The following is a 22,824-nucleotide window of genomic DNA, read 5'->3' on the forward strand; positions in this document are numbered from 1 at the left end:
TTCACATTGTGCTTTCTACTAGTGCTTTATATTCTTCTTGTAACTTTTTAAATCGTTCTTCATACTTTTGCATCTTCACAGTATCCGTTTTTGAATTAAGGACTGGCCTTCTTCTCCCAGTCACCATTATATTTTTCCCATCTATTGCATCGTTCATATATACGTAAGGTTTAAAAGACTCACATACCGTATATGGCAATGCTACAGAGAGTTTTGCATACTCTTCCACTTTAAATTGATTAGATAAGCTTAACTCCTTTAAATTTTTCAATTGCATTAACGGTTCTAATGAATCATCTTTAACCTTTAAATTCATCAAAGTAAGCTTTTGCAACTGCTGTAATTCAGCGAGTGGTTTTAAAGTTTGTACTTTCATCGCTGTATTTATTCCACCACCCATATAGAAGGTATTAAGTTGTGTGCACTTACTTAAAGCACTTAAATCTTCTAACTTAGAAAAATCATCAATTAGTAAGGATTTGAGTTTTTTATTATAATCAATATCCCATAACGTCTTCGCTTTTGTATTCCAGCACATATACAACTGTTGTAAATTAGACAATTTCTGAAGGCTACTTAAATCCTCGACCCTCATTTCGTAAACGTATAATATATCGGGACAAACATACGTAAGAATATGATCAAACTGCTTTTGATTTACTGTGAACATCCATAACTTTTTAACTTTCAAAGATGCTAGTCGTTCTATATTTTTTGTTTTCCCCTCAATCGCTACTTCTTCTAAATCACCAGCTATACTTGCTAAGTCTTTCATAATCTTCGGCTGATCACCAATCGGAAACATGTTATCCCCCTACAACTCCCAAGTAATATTCATTTCTTCAAATGAGTCCTTACTAACTTCCAATCCTTCGCTATCTTCCGTTCCAATCATTGCTATTTCTTCTTTAGACAACTTAATTTCCTCATTTGGACTTTGGATTTTTTTCTTATACACGAGTTGTAAAAGCTCTATTTGTTCCTCTGTCAGTTCATACTCTTCTTCCAGTCTTTCTATTGCTGATTCTGTATCAATTAATGGAATTTCTAATAAGAATCCGCCGTGCTCTTCCATCTCTTCAAATGAATCAATTGAATACGCACCACTATCCTCAATCCAAAATGCAGTTGTAATAAAAGGAACTGTTTCGCCTTCTACTTCTTCTAATACGTATTGAAGTGCTTCTTCTTTCGCAATATCTATTACTTCCGAAGGTGCCCCTTCAAAATAATTTTTCGCATCAATCCACTCATCAATTCTCTCGCTATTCACATCTTGAAGACATACAATCGTGTAATTCGGATGAAACGTAATTGTCCCTTGTCCGCCTTGGCTATCTTGCATACTATAGTTAAATCCATCCCATGAACTTTCATGTGAGAAATCTGGACAATGCGCTACATTAATTGCATGGGCAATCGAATTTAAAACGCAGCCTTTCCATAGTTGTTCTTTATCTATATGTAATTTATATTTACTCATCATCTTCCCCCATGCGCATATTTTTTTCTATTATCTTTCCTCTACACAATACTTGTAAATACTTTTCTATCTACTACAAAATAAAAAAGACTTCCTTTTTAAAAGGCGTCTTTTTATAGTTGAAAATTTACTAATAAATAAAACGAATTATTTAATAAATGAATCCCAATTGGAACGAGTAAATTCTTCGTTTTCTTATATGTGTATGCTAAACATATACCCATACCAAAAATATATAAAATACTACCTACTGTAAGGGGATGGCCAAAAGTAAATATGAAAGCACTTATAATGGCACTAGTAAGTGCAGAAAAGCGCTGGGATAATTTCGTAAAAAACATCCCCCGAAATAAAAGTTCTTCCCAAATCGGTGCAAAAATGGTGAGCACAACTACATATAAAATGATTTCATTTTTAGTAGGCTTTATTACTATACTAGACTCGTCCACACCAATCCCATGTGGTAAAACTAAATTTAATATTGCAAGATATATAAGCATTACAATCGCTGTCATTACTATCGTTACATAATGTTTAAAATTATTGAATTGTAATGATTTTATTAAATGTAAGCAGCAATTTCTTGCCGGTGCATACATTACGATAATCATACAAAACGTGAAAGGTGGAATAAGATGATCTACATACCATGGATATAAGGAAGAATCATATAAAAGGTTCAAAAAACCAATTCCATGCATGGCCCCAAAAATAATTAATAGAATGCTAATTACTTGGCGCATACTCATTTGTTCATTCTTTTCTTCATATGTAGCTAATTCTATATTCATCCTATCCCCTCCAGTATAATTAAACCTTTTAAACCATTATATACCAAATCCAACATAAAAAAAGACAATACACCCCACTGTATTGTCCATTTTCTTCCCTACCATTTCTCTCTACACGTCTCAATTAAATGCAGTAAGTACCTCTTCGTCATATCTGCTCTTCTCCACCTTGAGAGCATTCGCTTTTCTTTTGGATTGTGCCGTATTCTCGCTACTTCTTTTAATAAGAGCTCCCATTCTTCCGCTGAACGTTCTGACAAGTATTGCAATCCTCTATCTTTTGAAACGATTGTTTTATAATCTAGTGTATATAAAATGCGTCCCATCGTAACGACAGCTGATTCTACCCACTCTTCTATAAAAAATAAATATGGCTTCTTCACCTTTTCACTCCAGTACTGTTCTACGTTGTATTTCATCGTATTTACTACATCATTCCATTGTATTTGCAGCGGAAGATCTTCTGCTTCTTTTCCTGTAACTGTAATGCCTTGATTTTTCAACGTCCACCATGTGACCGCATTAATGTCCCAATGACCAACATTAGCTTTACCATCTGCACAATACACGTACTCGTTCATTTCATCATTGTATTTCCCTAAGTCAGCAAGCGGAATATACATACCGTCCATTCTTTTACCTAGCGTATTATCACTAAGTTTCTTATGTAGTTCCACAAGCTGCTGTTTTTCAGCTTCATTCACGGAATCACTTATTACTGTAACAAAATCAACATCGCTCGTTTCTGCATAAAATGCACCAAGTGCGATGGAGCCGTAAATATATACCCCTACTATTTTTTCATCTAAAAAAATTTCTTTTAATTCTACTGTGTACCGCTCCATTAACTGTTGTACTTCCGTTGGTAACGCATGCTTCACTCCATTTTTCATATCTATCCCTCCAATAAAAAAAGCCTTTGCAAATTCGCAAAGACTTCTTGTTTTATAAATATTTCTCGATTTCTTCATAAACATCCTTCAAACGAGGATTTCCTTCTCCAACAATTTCTCCATTTACAAGAACGACCGGATAAAATAAATCTTCTTCCACTACGCGCTCTGCGAATGCTTTTTTATCTGCATCTTCTTGTTCTTCTTGGAAATCAATATACTCGAAATTAAATTTATTTTCTTGTCCTTCATATTTACGACCAATTGCCGCTTGTAACCATTCAAACGTTTCTGTTGAAGATGGCATTCCGACGCAGCTCGCACAAATTACTTTCGTCCCATACACTTGAACATTAACCATTTCTTCTCCCCCACTTCTTGTCCCAACAGTATATTCAGATGTCTTATTACATAAGCACATCATTTTACAAACTTATTCCATACCCCTATACTGAAAAAACACGATACAATATTTCGACAATAAAACAAGAAGAGAAAAAATAGATTTTCCCCTCTATCTTGATTATAATAAAACTGATGAAAGGAGTCGATAAAAATGGAAAACCCACATATGCAAGAACAAGTATTAGAAGTATTAGATAAATTACGTCCATTCTTACTTCGCGATGGCGGAGACGTTGAATTAGTAGACATTGAAGAAGGTATCGTAAAACTACGCCTTATGGGTGCATGCGGAAGCTGCCCAAGTTCTACAATCACACTAAAAGCTGGTATCGAGCGCGCGTTACTTGAAGAAGTACCAGGCGTTATCGAAGTAGAACAAGTATTTTAATCTAAAAGCGGAAGCGGCTCGCTCAAAATGTGAGGGGGATGGAGCTTCTGACATAGAGGCGCTTTTTGCCTCGACGGAAGAAGCGAAGCCACCGAACATTTTAGCCGCTGGAGCTAGATATTAATTAAAAGCAGAAGCGGCTCGTTCAGAATCGCCTTCTAAAAGGAGACCAAATTTGGTCTCCTTTTTTTATTCAAATCACATTTATCCGTTAACATCATAAAACAAAATTGGAAATCCCTCTCAAAAAATGCGATAATTAATACTATATAGTGAATCGTTCACACATATACAGTAAAAAAACATAGGGGGACGACAGATGCCAAAAATGGGGAACACTTTTGTAACAATTCAAGAACTAGAAAAGAAAAAAGAGTATTTATTAGGCCTTTCATCCGTTATACCAACATGGAATACAAGCTATCAATTTTTATTTAAAGAAATCCAGCAAGAATTATTGGGTAAAGTAAATGAAAAGCTCGAAAGGCATCAATTCGTTTTAAATATATGTACAGATCAGCAGGTAGGGGCATAATGTATTACATAAAATTGTGGTATATAAAAAAGAGACCTCACTCGGTCTCTTTTTTATATTTTTAAGATAGCCAATCTAATTTTCTAATCCCGAGCTTATCTACTGGTAAACGAAGTGAGCCATAAAAATGCTTCATAAATTGCTCTGAGCGGTTCACATCGTGTAAAATGGCTTCTAAGCGATCTCTATATATGCTTTTTTGTTCTTCGTTTCCAGTTTGGTAATATCGTTCGACCGTTTCAAAATAGTGAAGCGGGAACAGGAGCCTTGCAAATAATAAGCGCCAACCAAATGAGGACAGCGAGTAATTTCGTTCATAATCTGTAACAAATTGAACGATTGTTTGATCCCAGTCTTTCTTTTTTTCAATCATCATATAGCGAATCCATTCTGCTATATCTCGAGTTGGGTGATCATACACCCAATCAAAAGGGAGTTTGAGACGCTTCGTTTGATGCCATAATAAAGGTGTGAATCGTTCTTGGCAAATTGTCGCTGCATCCGTTAGTTGCGGCGTATCATCCATTTCTGTATCAACAACATATTGAATGGCATTTTCTGCAACTCCTAAGTAATACGGGAAGGATTCAATAAACAATTGATCGAATACGTCTGTAGGGTGGTTCATCACTTGCGATTGCCAAAACTTTTCTAACTGATCGAGTCTCTTTTCCCATAACGCTTTCCATTCACCAATGCGGCTTAATTGCTCGATTTCTTCTGGAAAGAATGCACCTCGTTTATGGAATATAGAAAGTTCATTTCCTAATGACATAGCATGTCGTTCTAACGTGCGCATACCTTTTAATAAGCAATAATTTTGTTCTTCTATCTCACTTACATAGTAGCCGTGTATAGTCGGAACGAAAGTCGCTACAGTTATATCCCCTTGCTGGTTCATATAATCACTGAGCTTTTTCATCTCTACAAGTACTTCTTCCTCCATTTCTCCAATTGGAACAAGTACATAAATTTTGTTGCGAATCCAAAAGCTTTTATAGGGGCCAAGGGGGATTAATTCTTTAACATGCATGTGATAATGCTCATAAATATGCTGAATCATCGCAGTCGCCACCTATGGTTTTTCTTTATATATATGAGCTTGTGCTCGCCTTTCATTCCTATGCACATGATAAAGCAACGAAACGTATACAAATACTAAAAAGAAAAAAAGGTGATAAACATGAAAGAATCAAATCAACTACAAGAAAGAGCATTACAACTATTACAAGAACGCGGTGTAACAATTGACGATATTGCTGAACTTGTTCATTTTCTTCAAAAAAAATACCATCCAAATTTAGAGATGTCAGAATGCCGTTACAATGTAGAACGTGTACTATCAAAACGTGAAGTACAAAACGCACTGATTACAGGTATCGAACTTGATGTCCTTGCTGAAAAGGGAATGCTAAGTGAACCGTTACAAGATATTGTAAAACGTGATGAAGGCTTATACGGAATTGATGAAGTTATCGCACTTTCTATCGTGAACGTGTACGGCTCTATCGGTTTCACAAACTTTGGATATATTGATAAATTAAAACCTGGTATTTTAGAATACTTAAATGATAAATCAACTGGAAAGGTGCACACGTTCCTTGATGATATCGTTGGCGGAATCGCTGCCGCTGCATCAAGTCGTTTAGCGCACCGAGCTGAGCACTCAGAATAATAATGTTTTCTAGGCCGTCAGTTTCATGCTGACGGTCTTTCGTATTCCATAAGCATAAATTCTCTTCCGCGGCTCAAAAAAATAAGCCCTTGCTTAAATCCGATATTTTTATATAACGTAATCGCTCTTGTATTAAATGTTGCTACACTTAATCGAAACATGTTTGCGTTAAACTCTTTCGTGGCAAACGCTATTCCAGCTTGGAAAAATTCTTTCCCCATTCCTTTCCCAGTTAACGCCGGCTTCATACCAAGTCCGATATCAATCGCTTCTTCTCCACCATATAAATTAGCATCTCTGCCACCTGGTACTTGTGCATTTTCTCCAAAACAAAAATAGCCGATGAACTCTCCTTGATCATCACAACAGCCATAATACGTTCCATCTAATAGCTCTTCTATTACTTCTTTCTCGCCTGAAAAACTATATAAACTATATGGTTCCTCGTACGTCCACGTATTTATCTCATTTGCTTCTTCCTCTGTTAACTTATGTATATCCATATTCTCTTTCCTCCTATTATATTTCTATTAACAATATTCGATATTCATCTTATAATTCATCTTTCTCAATATATTTTTTTAATTTATCGCTTCATTTTTATGGAAGATTTTTCTTATTATGTTACGATTAAACAGAATCATTACGAATAAGGTGGTGACAATGTGAATTACTTTTCTTACCTCTCCTTAGAAGAACGGCAAAATTTTTTCTATAAAGAACCTCTTAGTTTTTCAAAAAATATAGGGAAAGAACAACTAGCTTACGCACTAGGCGCCACACTATATACTCCTGGCACGAAAGAAACGATTGTGGAAGATATAATTAGAAAGAAACATGTGGATGCTACCTCAATTATTCTTTGTCTAGAGGACGCTATCAGCGATGAGGAAGTAAAACTTGCAGAGCAAAACATCGTCGTTCAAATACAGCAAATCGCTAACTTAGTCAGTGCCAACATACTAAATCAAGCAGACATCCCGCTTCTTTTTATTAGAGTTCGACAGCCAAGTCAACTGAAGACAATTGTTACTGAATTAGGTAGTGCTGTTCATTGTTTATGTGGTTTTGTCTTTCCAAAATTCACACCGATTAACGGAAAGACTTATATCGATCAGCTTGCATATATAAACGAGGTATACTCATTATCGCTATATGGCATGCCGATTTTAGAATCCCCCGAAATTATGTATAAGGAAACACGGGCAGAATCATTATTACAAATAAAGGATTTACTAGATTCTTATCACGATTACATCTTAAATGTACGTATTGGTGCTACTGATTTTTCAAGTATATTTAGTATTCGGCGTAATAAATACACACCTATCTATCATATTACTGTTGTTCGTGATTGTATTTCGGACATTATTAACGTTTTCTCAAGGGCAACAAATGAATATATTATTTCAGGATGTGTATGGGAATATTTTTCTAATGATTATGAAGAAGGGCTCATCCAAGAGGTATCACTCGACCATGCAAATGGATTAATCGGTAAGACAGTTATTCACCCATCTCATATTAAAGTTGTACAGGCAATGCATATTGTCACAATGGAAGATTATTTAGATGCGAGATCAATTTTACAAAATGCAGATACGTATAATGGAGTGCTAAAAAGCAGCTTTTCTAACAAAATGAATGAAGTAAAACCTCATTATGACTGGGCTCGCAAAACCATTTTAAAATCTAATATTTACGGGGTGCTACATGAAAACAAACAATTCACCGATCTCCTTATTACAAACGCAAAGCAACACGTATAACGTTTTAAATAATATACAAGTTCATGTAGAAGTACGTGATAATCCATATAATTTAGCGCTAGACAAGCTTTTTCAAATGGCTGCGAGAATAAATAAGAAACGTAGTTTTTTATTTGTGAGTACAATCCTTGGAAAGCATCTTCCTATTAAACCTGCAGTCTCCCTATCAAGTGGAGTTGCTCTCGCTGCAAGATATATGGAAATACTACATAATATTTCTCATCCATTTCAAAAAGAAATTTTAAATCTCATTTCATTAGAAATTGATGAAATCCCAGAGGAAGTATTTCGTTATCAATATCCTCTGCAAGAAGAAGTTTTGTTCATCGGATTCGCTGAAACAGCGACAGCACTTGGTCATTCTATGTTTCAATGCTTTCAAAATGCAAAGTATGTGCATACAACTAGGGAATCGATACCCCACCTAGAATCTGTCATTACATTTGAGGAAGAACATTCTCATGCAACATCGCACCGTTGTTATGTAGATGAAAGCTTTTTTCAAAACAACAATCCAATTGTTCTCGTAGATGATGAGATGACAACAGGAAAAACAGCATTAAATATTATTAGATCTATTCAAAATAAATTCCCACGAGAAGAATATATAATTGCTTCTTTATTAGACTGGCGTTCTCATACTAATAGAAAACAATTTAAACAATTAGAAGAAGAACTTCAAATTAAGATTCATGTTATTTCTTTATTAGAAGGCAGTATTCATACAACTGGCCAACCATTAAATATTGCAAAAACAGATATTCAAATTAAAGAAACAAAACCTGATTTCAAAAAGCATACCCTTACCTGCCCAAAATCACCCTATACATCAAATTATATAAAATATACTGGGCGATTTAGCATTTCAGCATATGAACAAAAGCACATTCATTCTTTCGCTCAAGAAGCAGGAAAAGCTTTAAAAAGAGAAAGAATTGGAAAACGAACACTCTGTCTCGGAACGGGTGAATTTATGTATATCCCAATGAAAATTGCTGCTGAAATGGGTGAAAATATTTTATATCAATCTACAACAAGAAGCCCTATCCATCCTGTTTCAAATGATGTGAACTATGCCATTCATAATCATTTCTCATATCCAAGTCCTGAAGATTCTACTATTACAAATTACTTTTATAATATTTCACCTCATGATTACGATGAAGTATTTGTTTTTATTGAGCGTGATTTAGGAGAAGAAGCCCTGTTTCCTCTTCTACAGCAGTTACAAACAGTTATTCCTTTTATTCATATCGTCTCATTTTCAAATGGCATAGAAAAGGAAGGTTGATAATTATGGTAAAAGTAAATTCTCATATTAGTAGTTACAATCCAAATGATGCTATTTTTCTATTAAAAGATATTAGTAATTTAATGAAAGAAAGTTCCACGGAAACTAGAGAACAAGCAATTCAAGCTGGCACACATTATTCCGAAATGTTACCAATGGAATATAAACCATCTAAAGCGTATATGGATTTATTCTTTTCTTCCCTGCAACAATACAAACACAAACTAGCCATCGCTGTTGGAGTTGTCGCCGAACAGATTATACAAACTAAAGGAACTAACCTTGTCCTCGTTTCATTAGCTCGTGCTGGTACACCTATTGGCATTCTTATCAAACGCTACATACGCTATCAATACAACCTTGATGTACCTCACTATTGTATTTCTATTGTTCGCGGACGCGGTATTGATGAAAATGCACTCCATTATATTTTGGAACATCACCCTAAAGAAACAATTCAATTCATTGATGGGTGGACTGGAAAAGGTGCAATAAAAAAAGAATTAGAATATGCAGTACACACATTTAACGAACGAAATAATACACACATTTCTCATTGTATGGCTGTGCTTGCTGATCCCGGTTACTGTACTTCAATTTACGGTACACGTGAAGATTTTCTTATTCCTAGCGCTTGCTTAAATGCAACAGTCTCTGGACTAATTAGCCGCACTGTACTAAATGACACCTATATCGGTCCAAATGATTTTCATGGTGTTAAATATTATAAAGAGCTAGAGCAAGAAGACTTATCAAATTTCTTCGTTGATGAGGTAACAGATTTATTCCCTTCTGTTCATTCTCATATAGATAATCAATTACGTTATATTACTTCAACTTACACTGATCCCTCTTGGCAAGGATTAAAAGATATACAGTCTATCCAAAATCACTTTGAAATTGACGATATTAACTTAATTAAACCAGGAGTCGGTGAAACAACTCGTGTATTACTCCGGAGAATACCGTGGAAAATTTTAATACGTAAGCAAAACAATCCCGATTTAAAGCATATTTTACTTCTCGCTAAAGAAAAGAATGTCCCAATTGAAACCTATGAGAATATGGCTTATTCATGTTGCGGGCTCATTAAGCTTCTTAGGAAGGAAACAATATGATTTTCGCCAGTGATCTTGATCAAACGCTTATTTATTCCCGGAAATCGTTTCGTGTCCCTATAGAAGATGAATCAATTCAACTCATTGAAACTTTAGATGGAAAAGAAATTTCTTTCATATCACATAAAACCATTTCACTACTAAAAAAATTACAACTGCACTCACATTTCATCCCAGTTACAACAAGAACTATTGAGCAGTTTCAGCGTATTACTTTATTCCAAAACGAAATCATTCCCGAATACGCCATTACAAGTAACGGCGGCAATATCCTTCATAACGGTAAACAAGATGGTACTTGGAACAGGACAGTAAAAGAAAGACTATCGGTTGAATGTATAGAGAGAAACGACATACTAAAGGAATTTGGACAAATAGCTCATAAAGATTGGGTTATATCACAAAAAACAGCTGATGATCTATTCCATTATTGCATTATTAAACGGGAGAACATTCCTTATGATGAATTATCATCCTTCACTTCCTGGTTAGACAAACAAGGCTGGAATCATTCACTTCAAGGTAGAAAGCTATACTTTGTACCAAAACCAATTAATAAATGGGACGCCGTGCAATATATAAAAGAAATTTTGCAAATAGATACGATTATTACAGCTGGGGATTCTTTACTTGATTTATGCATGCTTGAAAAGGCGAACCATGCCTTCGCACCACTTCATGGTGAGTTAGGGGCAATGCATGATAACTTACAACCCCATATTTTAAAAACAGACGCAATCGGCATATATGCCGCAGAAGAAATCGTAAATAAATCACTTCAAATTATTCACAGTTCATTACCTACCTCATGATCATAATATGCACAATTGCATACGCACCGCGATTAAACAGATGGTACAATTTATTTGAATCGCTGTTGCTACACTTCTTGATTAAAGAAAAGGCGTTAACACGGAAATTAGCGTCTTATCAACCTCAAGCAATTGGCACATTTTGTCATCTTAAAAGACACTCGAACGAGTGTCTTTTTTTCTATATCCAACAAGGACTTACTCATTTCAAAGTATAAATACATAAAATAATGTAAATCATTACACGCATGAATCACTTTCTAAAAGTTATAAAGTAGATTCAAAATAAAAAAAGCACTCTTAACTAGAGTGCTTTTTACTTTCAAACAAGGAGGCTACATATATGGATAGTACTCTCGTATTTAACTTTGGCATTGGTATTGTTATCATTTTATTCGTCTTCTTTGTACTTTGTATGAGCGGGGTATAAAAAGGCGATTTTCGAGCGTCTTTTTATACATACATATGTATTACTTGACTTCTATAAAAGTAGTAACCATAATAGTTACAGATATACAAATAGCTATTCACATATCCACAAATAGGAGGAAGAACAATGAAACATGTAATCGTTTATGCACACCCAAATACAGAAAGCTTCAACCATGCGATTTTAGAAACGGTAAAACGTGAATTAGAAGAAAAAGGTCATGAAGTACGCGTTCGCGATCTATACGAATTAAACTTCAATCCAGTATTAGGCGCTTCCGATTTCATCTCATTTTCTCAAGGAAACACACCCGAAGATATTAAAGAAGAACAAGAGCATATCTCTTGGGCTGATAGCATTACATTCATTTATCCAGTGTGGTGGGCGGGACTTCCTGCTATTTTAAAAGGATACGTTGACCGTGTGTTTAGCCATGGATTTGCTTATGCTTACGGTGAAAACGGCATTGAAAAGTTATTAAGCGGTAAAAAAGGATTGTTATTATCTACAATGGGCAATACGAAAGAGGCATACACAGCAGGCGGTATGTTTGATGCAATGAAGAAAACAGCGGATGTTGGTATTTTTGAATTTACAGGTATTGAAACACTTGAGCATACATTCTATACAAGTGTCCCTTCTGTGGATAATGATGTGCGTAAACAATATCTTGAAGAAGTAAAAGACGTTGTGAATCGTGCATTCTAATAAAAAACTCCGGTTGTTAAAACCGGAGTTTTTTTATTTCACCATTAATTTCGGAATATATCTTTGAAGAATGCTTTCTAATTCATTCATATCTTCCTTTCTAATAAGTAAATTCACATTGTCATTCATTTTTTCTCTCCCGCGATATAAAAATATATTTTCTTTTGGATTTTCCCATGTTGATGTTTTATAGCCTTTCAATTCTTCATATGAATAAAAGTTTAATCCATCTATTACACCTTTTTCATATATTTGTACACTTTTAATAAGATGTATAGCTATTAAAGTCATAAAACAACTTGCTACAGCATGAATACCTAGCTGAATAAAAAACTGTTCAACTGTATCAATATCGCCACTTACGTACTGAGCATATATATACATACATTGTCCAATGAAATATGCTGGTCCAAGTAATGCAATCCAACGTCTTTTCACCCGAGGATACATTGCAATAAGTTTTCCTGCGCTTTTTTTCATTTCATTTATTTTATATATTTTCCATAGAACAAAGAACAAAACGCATAATGTAAAAACAAGCATAATACATGACATCCAGTACATTCTTATTCCTCCCTTATATCAATACATTTAAATTTTACATTCCGTATACCTATAGTACATATGCAATTATGCATAAAAAAACAGGTAACCTCTTCCGGCTACCTGCATTTCATTACATCTTCTCAATCCACTCCGTCAAGTTATGCACAACTTGCGTCGGTTGAACTTCGTATTCTGTTAACTTCTCCACAGTTGTGACTCCAGTGTGGACAAGAAGCGTATGCATACCAGCATTTACTCCTGCTAAAATGTCTGTATCATAGTTATCCCCAACCATTAATGCTTCATCTTTTCCTATACCAAGAACTTTTAAAGCTTGTTCCATAATGATTGATTCTGGTTTTCCGATAAAGATTGGATCCACACCTGTTGATACTGCTACAACCGATGTTAATGAACCGTTACCTGGTAATAACCCGCGCTCAGTTGGGATGGCAATGTCCCCATTTGTGGAAATAAACGTTGCACCGTTACGCACAGCAAGACACGCTTTTGCTAACTTTTCATATGTGATGTCACGATCTAAACCAACAACAACGAAATCAGGATTTTCATCCACAAGTTCAAATCCTTTTTCCACAAGTGCATCGTGTAAGCCTTCTTCACCAATCATATATACAGTTGCATCTTGTTTACGTTCATAAATGAAGTTCGCAGTCGCCATACTCGTTGTGAATACTTGCTCTGCTTTCGCTGGAATATCGAAACGAACAAGTTTTTCTGCCACTTGTTCTGGTTTACGCGTTGAGTTATTCGTAACGAATAAATAAGGAATGCCGCGCTCTCCTAAAGCTTTTACGAAGTCGCTCGCTTCTTCAATTTGTTCTTCTCCGCGATACATCGTACCGTCTAAGTCAATTAAGTAACCTTTATACATCATTATGTCTCTCCTTCTATGCTAACGTTCTCACCTATCATACCACTCTTATATTACCCGCTTTTTCCAAAGAAAAAAACGCTTTACTTTAAAGCGCCCCATAACGTTCATTTTTTCTCTTTTATTTGGTAAGAACAACTACAATCGCCCTCGCACATGTTTGCTAGCGTTTTCACATCTGCGTTCGTAAATAAACGCTTATACATCTCTTTTTCATCTTCACATACTTGTGGGAATCTCTCTGCAATTTCTTTTAACGGACAGTTTTGTTTTTCAATTACGAAAGAGTTCTCTCCATCTCTCTTTATTTGAACCATATAACCATTTTTCTCTTGCATAGCTGCTATCTCTTGCACTTTATATGCTAAATTCTTTTGATTACTTACTCTCTTTTGCAACTGTTCTTCCATTCGCTTCGTTCTCTCTTTTAAAACGTAACGAAGTATTTTTTCATCGCCGATTCGAGCTAAATCTTCTAGCATATCAATCGCAAATTGCTTATACTCTTTCGGGAATGTATCTTCTCCCTTTTCACTTAATCCATACAAATAAGTTGGTCTTCCGACATGTTGCCTTACCATCTTAGAATAAATGAGTCCGTCTTTCTCAAGATTACTTAAATGTCTTCTGATTGCCATTTCTGTAATCTCTAAAACGTCTGCTAGTTCAGCTACTGTGTGCTCTCCCTTTACTTTCAACAATTGTACAATCTCGTCTTTCGTAGTACGTGCTTCCCCCATACTTCACCCTTCTCCCTTTTCTTTCTCACATACAATATAAGATCCCCAAAAGGTATTCTCTGGGGATCTTATAAGCATAATTATTCTGGTACAAATGCAGATACAGGTCCTAATTCCTTTTCTAAATAACTGCGAATATTTGCTGGGTACTTTTCCACCACTGCAATATGTTTTTGAATCGTCTTATATAATTCATCATGATTCATTTGAATATAATCTTGCGTAAGCATTTTTCGAAGAAGGATAATTTCTTTCATCCCTTGGCCATCTTCTTCACTTATCACTCGCTCGTCCATTAAAATATCAATAATATCTTCATAGCTTCCTGGATCGCGCATAATAAATCCATCGATCATCGCATTTCCTACATCTAATACAGTATCAATAATAAGATGGGCTATGCGCTCTAATGCGTAAAATTCAAACTCGGTTTCATATATCTTTTTCTCTTGAAATGTACTTGTTGCTCGTTCTAAACATACTAGCATTTGTTCTATTTTCTTTCTGTCTACAAAATACATGAATGTCACCTACCTGGAAATTAAAGCATTTACATTTTAATTGTAACGCTTTCTTCTGAAAAAATCGACAATTTTTCGAATTCACCTTTTCTCCGTTATTTGTTATAGTTATATTTGTATGATTTTTGAAATTGGAGGAATGGAATCTTGGAACGTGAACTCGCACTAGAAATTGTCCGTGTAACAGAAGCAGCAGCCTTAGCATCCGCACAGTGGATGGGCCGCGGAAAGAAAAATGAAGCAGATGATGCAGCAACTACAGCAATGCGTGATATGTTCGATTCAGTAAACATGGCAGGTACAGTTGTAATTGGTGAGGGAGAACTTGATGAAGCACCGATGTTGTATATTGGTGAAGAACTAGGAACAGGTAACGGTCCGGAAGTAGACATCGCCGTTGATCCATTAGAAGGTACAAACATCGTTGCAAAAGGTCTTGCAAATGCAATGGCAGTTATTGCAATCGCAGACAAAGGGAACCTTCTTCATGCTCCTGATATGTACATGGAAAAAATCGCGGTTGGTCCAAAAGCAGCTGGTAAAATTAGCTTAGATGATCCAATTGAAAAAACAATTGAAATTGTAGCAGAAGCTAACAATAAAAAGATTCGTGACCTAACGGTTATCGTTCAAGAACGTGAACGTCATCAAGATATTATTGACCGTGTTCGTGCAAAAGGTGCACGCGTAAAATTATTTGGTGACGGTGATGTTGGTGCGTCAATCGCAACAGCACTACCTGGAACGGGTATCGACTTATTCGTAGGTATTGGCGGAGCTCCAGAAGGTGTTATTTCTGCAGCAGCATTAAAGTGCCTTGAAGGTGAAATGCAAGCTCGCTTAGTTCCAATGAACGAAGAAGAAGAAGCTCGTTGTCGTGAAATGGGATTAGAAGACCCTCGTCAACTTCTTATGTTAGATGACTTAGTATCTGGGGATGATGCAATCTTCTCAGCAACTGGTGTATCTGCTGGTGAGTTATTAGACGGTGTTAAATTCCTTGGCGGAGATTTAGCTGAAACATACTCTATCGTAATGCGTTACAAAACAAGAACAGTACGATTCATTAAAACACATCACCATTTAGATCATAAACCACACTTAAACTTAGATATTTAATAAAGGAGCCATGTGTATGGAAGAACGTTTCTTTCTGTACGACGACACTGTCGCTACAAAAACTCGTTTCGTTAGCTTTATGGGAGAAAATGAGCGTCACGATTTAGCGCTTTTATACTCCGATCGTCATTACGGTAAAACAATTGTACTTGATATGCAAAGTAATAAATTTGCAATTATCGGTGCTGACGATTTAAACGAACCAGGCTACTTAGAGCACGCATTTTCTATGACTGAAGAAATTGCAGAAGAATTACGCTCATTTTTATTTGAACTTATATAATTTATCGTATGCACCAGCTATTTTAGCTGGTGTTTTTTCGCCTTTATTATTTAGAATTTTCAGTATTATATGTTATAATGAAGAATAAATCTATTTGGATAGAAAGGACGTTATCTACGTATGCCAACATTTACTTTGTAATGGACCAGCAATTGGATAGCATTACTCTCAAAAAAGCACCACGCTTTTTCAAGGGAGTAGTCTGCCCATTCCCATTACAAAGGAACGTATTGCATCTGTAGTATGATGTTTACGGAGGTTCCTCTTTGGGGAACCTCCTTTTATTTTTGTCTTTTTCTCATGTCTTCATACTACAAGACATCCAAATAGCTGTATTACGTTTCTTTGCCACTACTATAAGAGGTGAAGGAAAATGCAGAAAGTACAACTTTCTTGGAGTTTATATGAAAATCAGCAACACACAATCGAAAAATATTGTAAAAATTGCGGACGTACTACCCTATTTACTGATACGAATATTCGTAGGCATAACGCCAATGGAAAAAACATATACCGCTTTGCCATTTATAAATGTTCGAAAGATCATACGTGGAATCAAAAACTGCGTATTTATAAATCATTTACTGATCACGTTGAAACGATCGATATGACTCAGCAAGATCAAACAGAAACAAGTACTACTATTTCTATTACGCAACATAAAGAAAGTGGCGTAGCTGAAATCACGATCGTATTAGATATCGTTTTCGGTTCCCACCGCATTGATAAAGCCTTATCCACATATATTTCCGACTGGAGCCGTACACGCATTGTGGATAAAATTAAAAATGGGGATATTCAATTAAATGGACAACAAATGAAACCAAATGCAATACTTTCTGAAGGCGATCATATCTCGATTTGTTTATAAGCGAGAATATGTAAAAAATCCTCTTACAATTGTAAGAGGATTTTTTTATTTCTTCACTTTTCGTAATACGAAGTGTGCACAACCGAAGTTACAGTACTCGTATAAATACTCCGTTAACGTACTAATTTTCGTATCATATGTCGCACGTTGGTTACTATCATCAAAGAATCCTCGCAGTCTAAGTTGCTCATATCCCCAGTCTCCAACGATATAATCATATTTATTTAAAATTTCTGCATAGCGCTCTTTAAATGCTTCTTCACTAAAACCGTCACGAAAGTTTTTAATTACTTCGTACTGAACATTATTAATGCTCACCGTAGCATGAATCTCTTGCTCTTGCTTTTGCTCCATCATTAACTTCCTCTCTAAGCATTCTTCTTTTTATCGTATCACAAAGCATAACAACCAACAATTTCAAATACAAAAAATTGCAAATTAGTACATGCTATGGAGAAGGAGGTGATACATCGTGAAAAAACAAATTTTACTTTCCCTTCTCACTCTTTCCTTATTTGCAGGCTGCCAATCAGCGAACAAAGCTGAAATGGAACGTGAAGAAGGAAGCCGTGTTCTTGTTTCCAATAAAAACGACATGTATCATACGGAAAATACAAATACAAGACTCGCAAGAGTCGGTTATTCTTCTAAACAAAAGCATGAAGTATCTAACAAACAAGTAGGGGCCATTAATCGCGAGAAAGTCGCTGAAATGATTACAAGCATGACAGTCAAACTTCCTGACGTTACAAACGCTGCTACACTCGTTACCGATGATGAAGTATTTGTTGTATACCGTGCAAACACAACGGATCCAAAACTCGTAGCGGATCAAGTATATAGAGCTGCTTTGTCCATCGTCCCTCGCTATTATAAAGCATATGTATCAACAGACCAAAAGTTGATTTCCCAAATTCAAGGCCTTCAATCTGGCGCATTAAATGATACAGAATATACGCAAAGCCTCGATATGCTAAAACGTGAAATGAGTAAAAATCCTCATTTGAATAATACGGGGGATCAGACTTTAAATAATATGATTAAAAAGTAAAACAGGTGGAGAGAACCTCCACCTGTTTTACTTTTTATTTTTTATTACGATCCGCATAAATCTCCATCGCATCACACATAAACTGCGCTAACCCCTCACCAAACTTATCGATATTTTTCGTGAAGCGCTTATCAGCGACGTACATTTGACCGAGTCCTTTAAAAGCATCTAATGAATATTCGCCGAAGTTTTGCAAGTAACCATACCACACTCCAATTGCTTCTTGTGCCTCTTTAGAATCTGGTGCATCGTGTCTAAGCGTTGCTAAATTTCTATAAATAGCATTAAACTCCTCTTGGTTCTCTTTTGACATACCTTTTGCATATTCGTTCGCTTTATCTACAGCTGCGTTTCCCCATTTTTCACGGGCTTCTTCTTCATATGGGTTATGGCTGAAATCGAATCCTTCAAACTTCTCTTTGTTCGTCATTTCAATCTCTCCTTTTGTATGCTGAATTGTTTTATCAATCGTCGCAATCACCTTATCTAATCTGGCACGCTTTTCAAGAAGCATTTTCTTATGAAGCTGTAGTGCCTCTTCGTGATCAAATGATGGACTCATGATAATCTCTTTAATTTTTTTCAAAGGGAAGCCTAGTTCTTTAAAAAACAAAATTTGCTGCAATGTCTCTAAATTTTCATTGGAATACAGACGATATCCAGACTCTGTCGTCTCGTCTGGGGTTAACAACCCGATTTCATCGTAATGATGCAGTGTGCGCACACTAATTCCAACTAAATCAGCTACTTCTTTTACTCTCATTGTCATTTGTATCTCCCCCTTGGTACATACGATAAAGTATGACGCAACGTTAGAGTCAATAAGTAAATTCATTTTCTTTCTAAAAGTTTCATCTCTCCCCTATTTCATGCATAATAGATATGTACATATATTAGAAAGCGGTGAAAGTATGGTTTCAAATACTGTAATTGCCAGCATCATCTTTCAACTCATTGTCTCGATTCTGGTCCCAATTATCGTACTCGTTTATTTCCGTAAAAAATATAATATTAATTGGAAAGTGGTCGGCATTGGTGTTCTTATCTTTATCGGATTCACCCAAATTCTTGAAACACCATTCCACCTATTTATGCGCGGTAATTCAACAATCGCTCCATTTTTAGAAAATCCGTTTGTCTTCGCAATTTATGGCGGATTGACTGCTGGTATTTTTGAAGAATTAGGACGCTTCGTTGCCTTCTTCTTCTTACTAAAAAAATATCTAGAATATAAAGATGGCTTCGCTTATGGAATTGGTCACGGCGGAATTGAATCTATTTTAATTGGCGGTTTTTCTGCATTACAAGCATTAATCTTTGCTAATTCTATTAACGATGGTAGCTTCGCTCGACTGATTGAACAAAAACCCGAGCTTAGCATTTTACAGGACATGTTAATTCAGCAACCTGCCTACTTATACTTCCTTGGTAGCTTAGAAAGAATTATGGCACTCGTGCTTCAAATCGCCTTTACAATGCTTGTTTTATACGCAGTCAAACAGAAGAAATACATCTTCCTAGTATACGCTATACTATTCCACGCATTTGTAGACTTTTTCGCGGCACTTTACCAAACAAAAACAATCAACATCTTCGTTGCCGAAGGAATTACACTTCTGTGTACAATTGGCGCTGTCGTTCTTATTCGCAAAATGAAAGAGAAATTAATGAGTGTACCGGAGTAAAAAATAAACCACCAAAATTGGTGGTTTATTTTTTATATGGATTACCACACTGATGATAACTTTTACCCTCTCGCAACTCCCTCTTTGTTTCTGCATCTATAACGATGTACTTATGAAACTCTCCTACTTCATTTTGAATAAAAGAAGCGAAAAAGTATACTTGGCGATCAGAGTGAACAAAAAAATCTTGAAGTACCACTCTACCTCGACAACCGACAGCTGTTTTTTGTAGGAAAGAAAATTCTTCATCAGGCACTTCTTTAAATAAGATTTTTTTCCGAACACTATATGCTGCATTTTTGTATTCTTTATAGATCTTCTTATCTAACTGTTTATAAAAAACATCCTCACTCACAAATGACTTATTTTGATTGCTTGGATAATTTAGTTTTCGGTTGGATTCTGCATATGTTGTGGACAATTGCGCAAGAAAACAAATAATGAATACGATACATATCATTTTTTTCATCATTGCACCTCAATTTTTTATTATCCACATTACTTTTCCACATATTTAAATCCATATGCTGTTTCCAATAAAAAGGAATTATTTCCACATTTGTCGAAGTATATAGCGTCAACTTGAAAGATGGGGATGAATTATGAAGAAAATTATTTTAATACGACATTGTTCAGCAATTGGGCAAGAATGTGATGCTGAATTAACGACCGATGGAAAAGACCAAGCAAATACCCTTGCTACATTCCTCTTAGAAAATACTCTACAAATCGATCATATTATTTCAAGCCCATTTGTCCGAGCTATCGATTCCATTCGGCCCTATGCGCTCCAAGCTAACTTATCTATCCAAGAAGATGAACGATTAACTGAACGCATATTGAGCAACGTTCCAATGGATGATTGGATGCAAAAACTAGAATCCACTTTTACGAACATAGATATTGCCTTCTTAGGCGGAGAGTCCACAAAACAAGCAACAGACCGTGCCATATCGCTTATTCAAGACGTTTTACAATTAAACCATACGACAACACTACTTGTTACACATGGCAATTTACTTACACTCATTTTAAAGCATTTTGATCATACGATTGGTTTTAATGAATGGAGAAATTTAACGAATCCTGATATTTACGAAATTACAATCGACGAACAATGTATCATAACACGCTTATGGGAAGCATCGTCCAAGTAATATCCCTTTCCAAAACATTCAGTTGACGCCACGAGAAGAGACTGTTCTAACAATAGAAAGGGGTATTATTTCATATGTACGAAGACGTACTTGCTCTACTACATAAAACAAATGTTTCTTATGAAAAGTTCGAACACGAACCGGTACTCGATTATGAGACAGATCGGATTGTACGTGAAAGACTTGGCTTACAAGGTACTCCAAGTAAAAGCTTATTTTTAAAATCAACATCTGGAAATTTTTATGTGTTTTTTACGTTAGAAGGAAATCGGCTTAATCGCGGAGAGATGAAAGAAATAACGGGAGAACGCTTATCGCTCTGTTCTCCTGATGAACTAAGAATGGAAACTGGCTGTACTCCAGGATGTGTAGCTCCTTTTGGTTATTCACAAGAAGTAACAATTATTGTGGACAGTTCCGTTTATACGTACGATAAAATTTTAATTACACCTGGTGTACCTGAATTTACAATTGAATTATCCACAGAAGAATTAAAAAAGATTTTATTAACATGTACAAATACCGTTTTAGAGTACAAACAAAAAGAGAGCTGATCGTTAGCTCTCTTTTTTCATTATTTAGCTTCTGCTGTTTTTTCTTTTGCAGAACGTACTTGCTCGTCCGCATGGTAAGAAGAACGCACAAGTGGGCCAGCTTCACAGTGGCTAAATCCTTTGCTAAGTGCAATTTCTTTAAGCTCTGCAAATTCTGCTGGTGGATAATATTTAATAACTGGTAAATGCTTCTTAGATGGTTGTAGATATTGTCCAAGAGTTAAAATATCCACATTGTTTGCACGTAAGTCATCCATTGCTTCAATTAAATCTTCTCTTGTTTCACCTAAGCCGACCATAATGCTCGATTTAGTTGGAATATCAGGCTGCATTTCTTTTGCTCGACGTAAAAACTCTAATGAACGGTCATACTTTGCTCTAGCGCGAACTCGGTTAGATAATCGACGTACTGTTTCAATGTTATGGTTTAAAATATCTGGTTTTGCATCCATTAACATTTTTAAGTTTTCTTCTACCCCAGCCATATCAGATGGTAATACTTCGATAGACGTGAATGGGTTTTTACGACGTACTGCTCGTACTGTTTCAGCAAAAACAGCTGCTCCGCCGTCCTTTAAATCATCACGTGCAACCGCTGTTATAACAACGTGCTTTAAGCCCATTTGTACTACTGAATCTGCTACGCGTTCTGGTTCTTGTAAATCAAGCTCAGTTGGTAAGCCTGTTTTAACCGCACAAAAACGACAAGCACGTGTACAAACCGCACCTAAAATCATAAATGTTGCTGTTTTTCTTACAGCCCAGCATTCATGAATATTCGGACATTTTGCCTCTTCACAAACGGTATGAAGATTCTTAGAACGCATCATTTTCTTTAAGCCTGTATAGTTTTCATTCGTGTTTAACTTAATTTTCAACCATTCGGGCTTGCGCTTATATTCTGTTTGTTTTGTCATGGTTATCAACTCCGCACAATATGAAATAGTTTACCGTGTTCGCTTCTTTCAATGTAACATATCTATTCTAACGTATGAAAGCGATTTGCTCAAATGAAGATTCTAAGATTTTTTCCAATCGTTCCCTATAATGAAATACTCCGTATATCCCACACTAAAAAGAGTGATGTTGTGAAAGGAGTCTATT

General features: G+C 35.7%; 30 protein-coding genes. 15 read left to right on the forward strand and 15 right to left on the reverse strand.

From position 1 onward, the window contains the following. Position 1: 1 nt before the first annotated feature. From H6481_RS13555 to H6481_RS13575, 5 genes are all read right to left on the reverse strand, one after another. Complete coding sequence (locus H6481_RS13555; protein ID WP_071730777.1) at positions 2–805, reverse strand: internalin; 804 nt, start codon at positions 803–805, stop codon at positions 2–4. 9 nt (positions 806–814) lie between these two features. Further along, positions 815–1,483, reverse strand: a complete 669-nt coding sequence (locus tag H6481_RS13560) for a hypothetical protein (protein ID WP_098852461.1) — start codon at positions 1,481–1,483, stop codon at positions 815–817. Positions 1,484–1,596: 113 nt separating this feature from the next. After that, positions 1,597–2,274, reverse strand: a complete 678-nt coding sequence (locus H6481_RS13565) for a type II CAAX endopeptidase family protein (protein ID WP_098852460.1) — start codon at positions 2,272–2,274, stop codon at positions 1,597–1,599. A gap of 98 nt (positions 2,275–2,372) precedes the next feature. Continuing rightward, positions 2,373–3,167, reverse strand: a complete 795-nt coding sequence (locus tag H6481_RS13570; RefSeq protein ID WP_003272363.1) for a nucleotidyltransferase domain-containing protein — start codon at positions 3,165–3,167, stop codon at positions 2,373–2,375. 52 nt (positions 3,168–3,219) lie between these two features. Beyond that, positions 3,220–3,528, reverse strand: a complete 309-nt coding sequence (locus H6481_RS13575; protein ID WP_000248588.1) for a YuzD family protein — start codon at positions 3,526–3,528, stop codon at positions 3,220–3,222. 195 nt (positions 3,529–3,723) lie between these two features. On the opposite strand from H6481_RS13575, the gene H6481_RS13580 reads away from it, so the two are divergent. Both H6481_RS13580 and H6481_RS13585 read left to right on the forward strand, forming a co-directional pair. Further along, positions 3,724–3,960, forward strand: coding sequence for a NifU family protein (locus H6481_RS13580; RefSeq protein WP_000431159.1), 237 nt, complete (start codon positions 3,724–3,726; stop codon positions 3,958–3,960). Positions 3,961–4,279: 319 nt separating this feature from the next. Beyond that, positions 4,280–4,495, forward strand: coding sequence for a hypothetical protein (locus tag H6481_RS13585; protein ID WP_001125507.1), 216 nt, complete (start codon positions 4,280–4,282; stop codon positions 4,493–4,495). Positions 4,496–4,556: 61 nt separating this feature from the next. Here the strand turns inward: H6481_RS13585 and yutH are convergent, their stop codons facing one another. Then, positions 4,557–5,558 carry a spore coat putative kinase YutH gene (gene yutH / locus H6481_RS13590; protein WP_000614216.1) on the reverse strand — a complete coding sequence of 334 codons (1,002 nt, stop codon included), beginning with the start codon at positions 5,556–5,558 and terminating at the stop codon, positions 4,557–4,559. Positions 5,559–5,678: 120 nt separating this feature from the next. Here yutH and H6481_RS13595 point away from each other — a divergent pair, with 120 nt between their 5' ends. After that, positions 5,679–6,170 carry a phosphatidylglycerophosphatase A gene (locus tag H6481_RS13595; protein WP_000665103.1) on the forward strand — a complete coding sequence of 164 codons (492 nt, stop codon included), beginning with the start codon at positions 5,679–5,681 and terminating at the stop codon, positions 6,168–6,170. Positions 6,171–6,193: 23 nt separating this feature from the next. On the opposite strand, the gene H6481_RS13600 is transcribed toward H6481_RS13595, so the two are convergent. Further along, positions 6,194–6,673, reverse strand: coding sequence for a GNAT family protein (locus tag H6481_RS13600; RefSeq protein ID WP_000351152.1), 480 nt, complete (start codon positions 6,671–6,673; stop codon positions 6,194–6,196). 162 nt (positions 6,674–6,835) lie between these two features. Here H6481_RS13600 and H6481_RS13605 point away from each other — a divergent pair, with 162 nt between their 5' ends. The 5 genes from H6481_RS13605 (at position 6,836) to H6481_RS13625 (ending at position 12,298) form a co-directional block, all read left to right on the forward strand. Further along, the gene (locus H6481_RS13605; protein ID WP_098852459.1) at positions 6,836–7,939 is read left to right on the forward strand and encodes an HpcH/HpaI aldolase/citrate lyase family protein; all 1,104 of its coding nucleotides are present in this window, start codon (positions 6,836–6,838) and stop codon (positions 7,937–7,939) included. Next, positions 7,884–9,230 carry a phosphoribosyltransferase family protein gene (locus H6481_RS13610; RefSeq protein WP_098852458.1) on the forward strand — a complete coding sequence of 449 codons (1,347 nt, stop codon included), beginning with the start codon at positions 7,884–7,886 and terminating at the stop codon, positions 9,228–9,230. The genes H6481_RS13605 and H6481_RS13610 overlap by 56 nt, the downstream gene beginning before the upstream one ends. A gap of 5 nt (positions 9,231–9,235) precedes the next feature. Further along, positions 9,236–10,348, forward strand: a complete 1,113-nt coding sequence (locus H6481_RS13615) for a cysteine protease StiP family protein (RefSeq protein ID WP_098852457.1) — start codon at positions 9,236–9,238, stop codon at positions 10,346–10,348. After that, on the forward strand, positions 10,345–11,160 hold the full coding sequence (locus H6481_RS13620; protein WP_142340463.1) for an HAD hydrolase family protein: 816 nt from the start codon (positions 10,345–10,347) through the stop codon (positions 11,158–11,160). The genes H6481_RS13615 and H6481_RS13620 overlap by 4 nt, the downstream gene beginning before the upstream one ends. 556 nt (positions 11,161–11,716) lie before the next feature. Beyond that, entirely contained in the window at positions 11,717–12,298 is a 582-nt protein-coding gene (locus H6481_RS13625) for an NAD(P)H-dependent oxidoreductase (protein WP_000683411.1), read from the forward strand. 33 nt (positions 12,299–12,331) lie between these two features. On the opposite strand, the gene H6481_RS13630 is transcribed toward H6481_RS13625, so the two are convergent. The 4 genes from H6481_RS13630 to H6481_RS13645 form a co-directional block, all read right to left on the reverse strand. Further along, the gene (locus tag H6481_RS13630; protein WP_098852456.1) at positions 12,332–12,862 is read right to left on the reverse strand and encodes an iron ABC transporter substrate-binding protein; all 531 of its coding nucleotides are present in this window, start codon (positions 12,860–12,862) and stop codon (positions 12,332–12,334) included. A 112-nt stretch (positions 12,863–12,974) separates the two neighbouring features. After that, entirely contained in the window at positions 12,975–13,739 is a 765-nt protein-coding gene (locus tag H6481_RS13635; protein ID WP_000276470.1) for a TIGR01457 family HAD-type hydrolase, read from the reverse strand. 107 nt (positions 13,740–13,846) lie between these two features. After that, complete coding sequence (locus H6481_RS13640) at positions 13,847–14,479, reverse strand: metalloregulator ArsR/SmtB family transcription factor (protein ID WP_098852455.1); 633 nt, start codon at positions 14,477–14,479, stop codon at positions 13,847–13,849. A gap of 80 nt (positions 14,480–14,559) precedes the next feature. Then, complete coding sequence (locus H6481_RS13645; RefSeq protein ID WP_000274010.1) at positions 14,560–15,000, reverse strand: DUF86 domain-containing protein; 441 nt, start codon at positions 14,998–15,000, stop codon at positions 14,560–14,562. Positions 15,001–15,147: 147 nt separating this feature from the next. Between H6481_RS13645 and glpX the strand changes: the two genes are divergently transcribed. From glpX to H6481_RS13660, 3 genes are all read left to right on the forward strand, one after another. Next, complete coding sequence (glpX, locus tag H6481_RS13650) at positions 15,148–16,119, forward strand: class II fructose-bisphosphatase (protein ID WP_000439090.1); 972 nt, start codon at positions 15,148–15,150, stop codon at positions 16,117–16,119. Between the two features lie 16 nt (positions 16,120–16,135). After that, positions 16,136–16,402: a DUF3055 domain-containing protein gene (locus H6481_RS13655; RefSeq protein WP_000392611.1), complete on the forward strand. Its 267-nt coding sequence runs from the start codon at positions 16,136–16,138 to the stop codon at positions 16,400–16,402. A 373-nt stretch (positions 16,403–16,775) separates the two neighbouring features. Continuing rightward, on the forward strand, positions 16,776–17,273 hold the full coding sequence (locus tag H6481_RS13660; RefSeq protein WP_001174588.1) for a hypothetical protein: 498 nt from the start codon (positions 16,776–16,778) through the stop codon (positions 17,271–17,273). 45 nt (positions 17,274–17,318) lie between these two features. On the opposite strand, the gene H6481_RS13665 is transcribed toward H6481_RS13660, so the two are convergent. Beyond that, entirely contained in the window at positions 17,319–17,627 is a 309-nt protein-coding gene (locus tag H6481_RS13665; RefSeq protein ID WP_000435946.1) for a YutD family protein, read from the reverse strand. Between the two features lie 118 nt (positions 17,628–17,745). Here H6481_RS13665 and H6481_RS13670 point away from each other — a divergent pair, with 118 nt between their 5' ends. Continuing rightward, positions 17,746–18,324, forward strand: a complete 579-nt coding sequence (locus tag H6481_RS13670) for a YhcN/YlaJ family sporulation lipoprotein (RefSeq protein ID WP_098852453.1) — start codon at positions 17,746–17,748, stop codon at positions 18,322–18,324. A 34-nt stretch (positions 18,325–18,358) separates the two neighbouring features. Here H6481_RS13670 and H6481_RS13675 read toward each other — a convergent pair whose 3' ends face one another. Further along, positions 18,359–19,093, reverse strand: a complete 735-nt coding sequence (locus H6481_RS13675; RefSeq protein WP_098852451.1) for a MerR family transcriptional regulator — start codon at positions 19,091–19,093, stop codon at positions 18,359–18,361. A 100-nt stretch (positions 19,094–19,193) separates the two neighbouring features. On the opposite strand from H6481_RS13675, the gene H6481_RS13680 reads away from it, so the two are divergent. Further along, a complete protein-coding gene (locus H6481_RS13680) occupies positions 19,194–20,009 on the forward strand; it encodes a YhfC family intramembrane metalloprotease (protein ID WP_142340462.1) in 816 nt (271 codons plus the stop codon). A 25-nt stretch (positions 20,010–20,034) separates the two neighbouring features. On the opposite strand, the gene H6481_RS13685 is transcribed toward H6481_RS13680, so the two are convergent. After that, a complete protein-coding gene (locus H6481_RS13685) occupies positions 20,035–20,469 on the reverse strand; it encodes a hypothetical protein (RefSeq protein WP_071730771.1) in 435 nt (144 codons plus the stop codon). A 142-nt stretch (positions 20,470–20,611) separates the two neighbouring features. Here H6481_RS13685 and H6481_RS13690 point away from each other — a divergent pair, with 142 nt between their 5' ends. Together H6481_RS13690 and H6481_RS13695 are read left to right on the forward strand one after the other, a co-directional pair. Continuing rightward, complete coding sequence (locus H6481_RS13690; RefSeq protein WP_053563427.1) at positions 20,612–21,166, forward strand: histidine phosphatase family protein; 555 nt, start codon at positions 20,612–20,614, stop codon at positions 21,164–21,166. A gap of 74 nt (positions 21,167–21,240) precedes the next feature. After that, complete coding sequence (locus tag H6481_RS13695; protein ID WP_000272751.1) at positions 21,241–21,720, forward strand: YbaK/EbsC family protein; 480 nt, start codon at positions 21,241–21,243, stop codon at positions 21,718–21,720. A 20-nt stretch (positions 21,721–21,740) separates the two neighbouring features. Here the strand turns inward: H6481_RS13695 and lipA are convergent, their stop codons facing one another. Further along, complete coding sequence (gene lipA, locus H6481_RS13700; protein WP_000166367.1) at positions 21,741–22,637, reverse strand: lipoyl synthase; 897 nt, start codon at positions 22,635–22,637, stop codon at positions 21,741–21,743. Positions 22,638–22,824: the final 187 nt, after the last annotated feature.

The sequence above is a fragment of the Bacillus sp. ME78 genome (assembly GCF_903970865.1).
GTDB lineage: Bacteria > Bacillota > Bacilli > Bacillales > Bacillaceae_G > Bacillus_A > Bacillus_A cereus.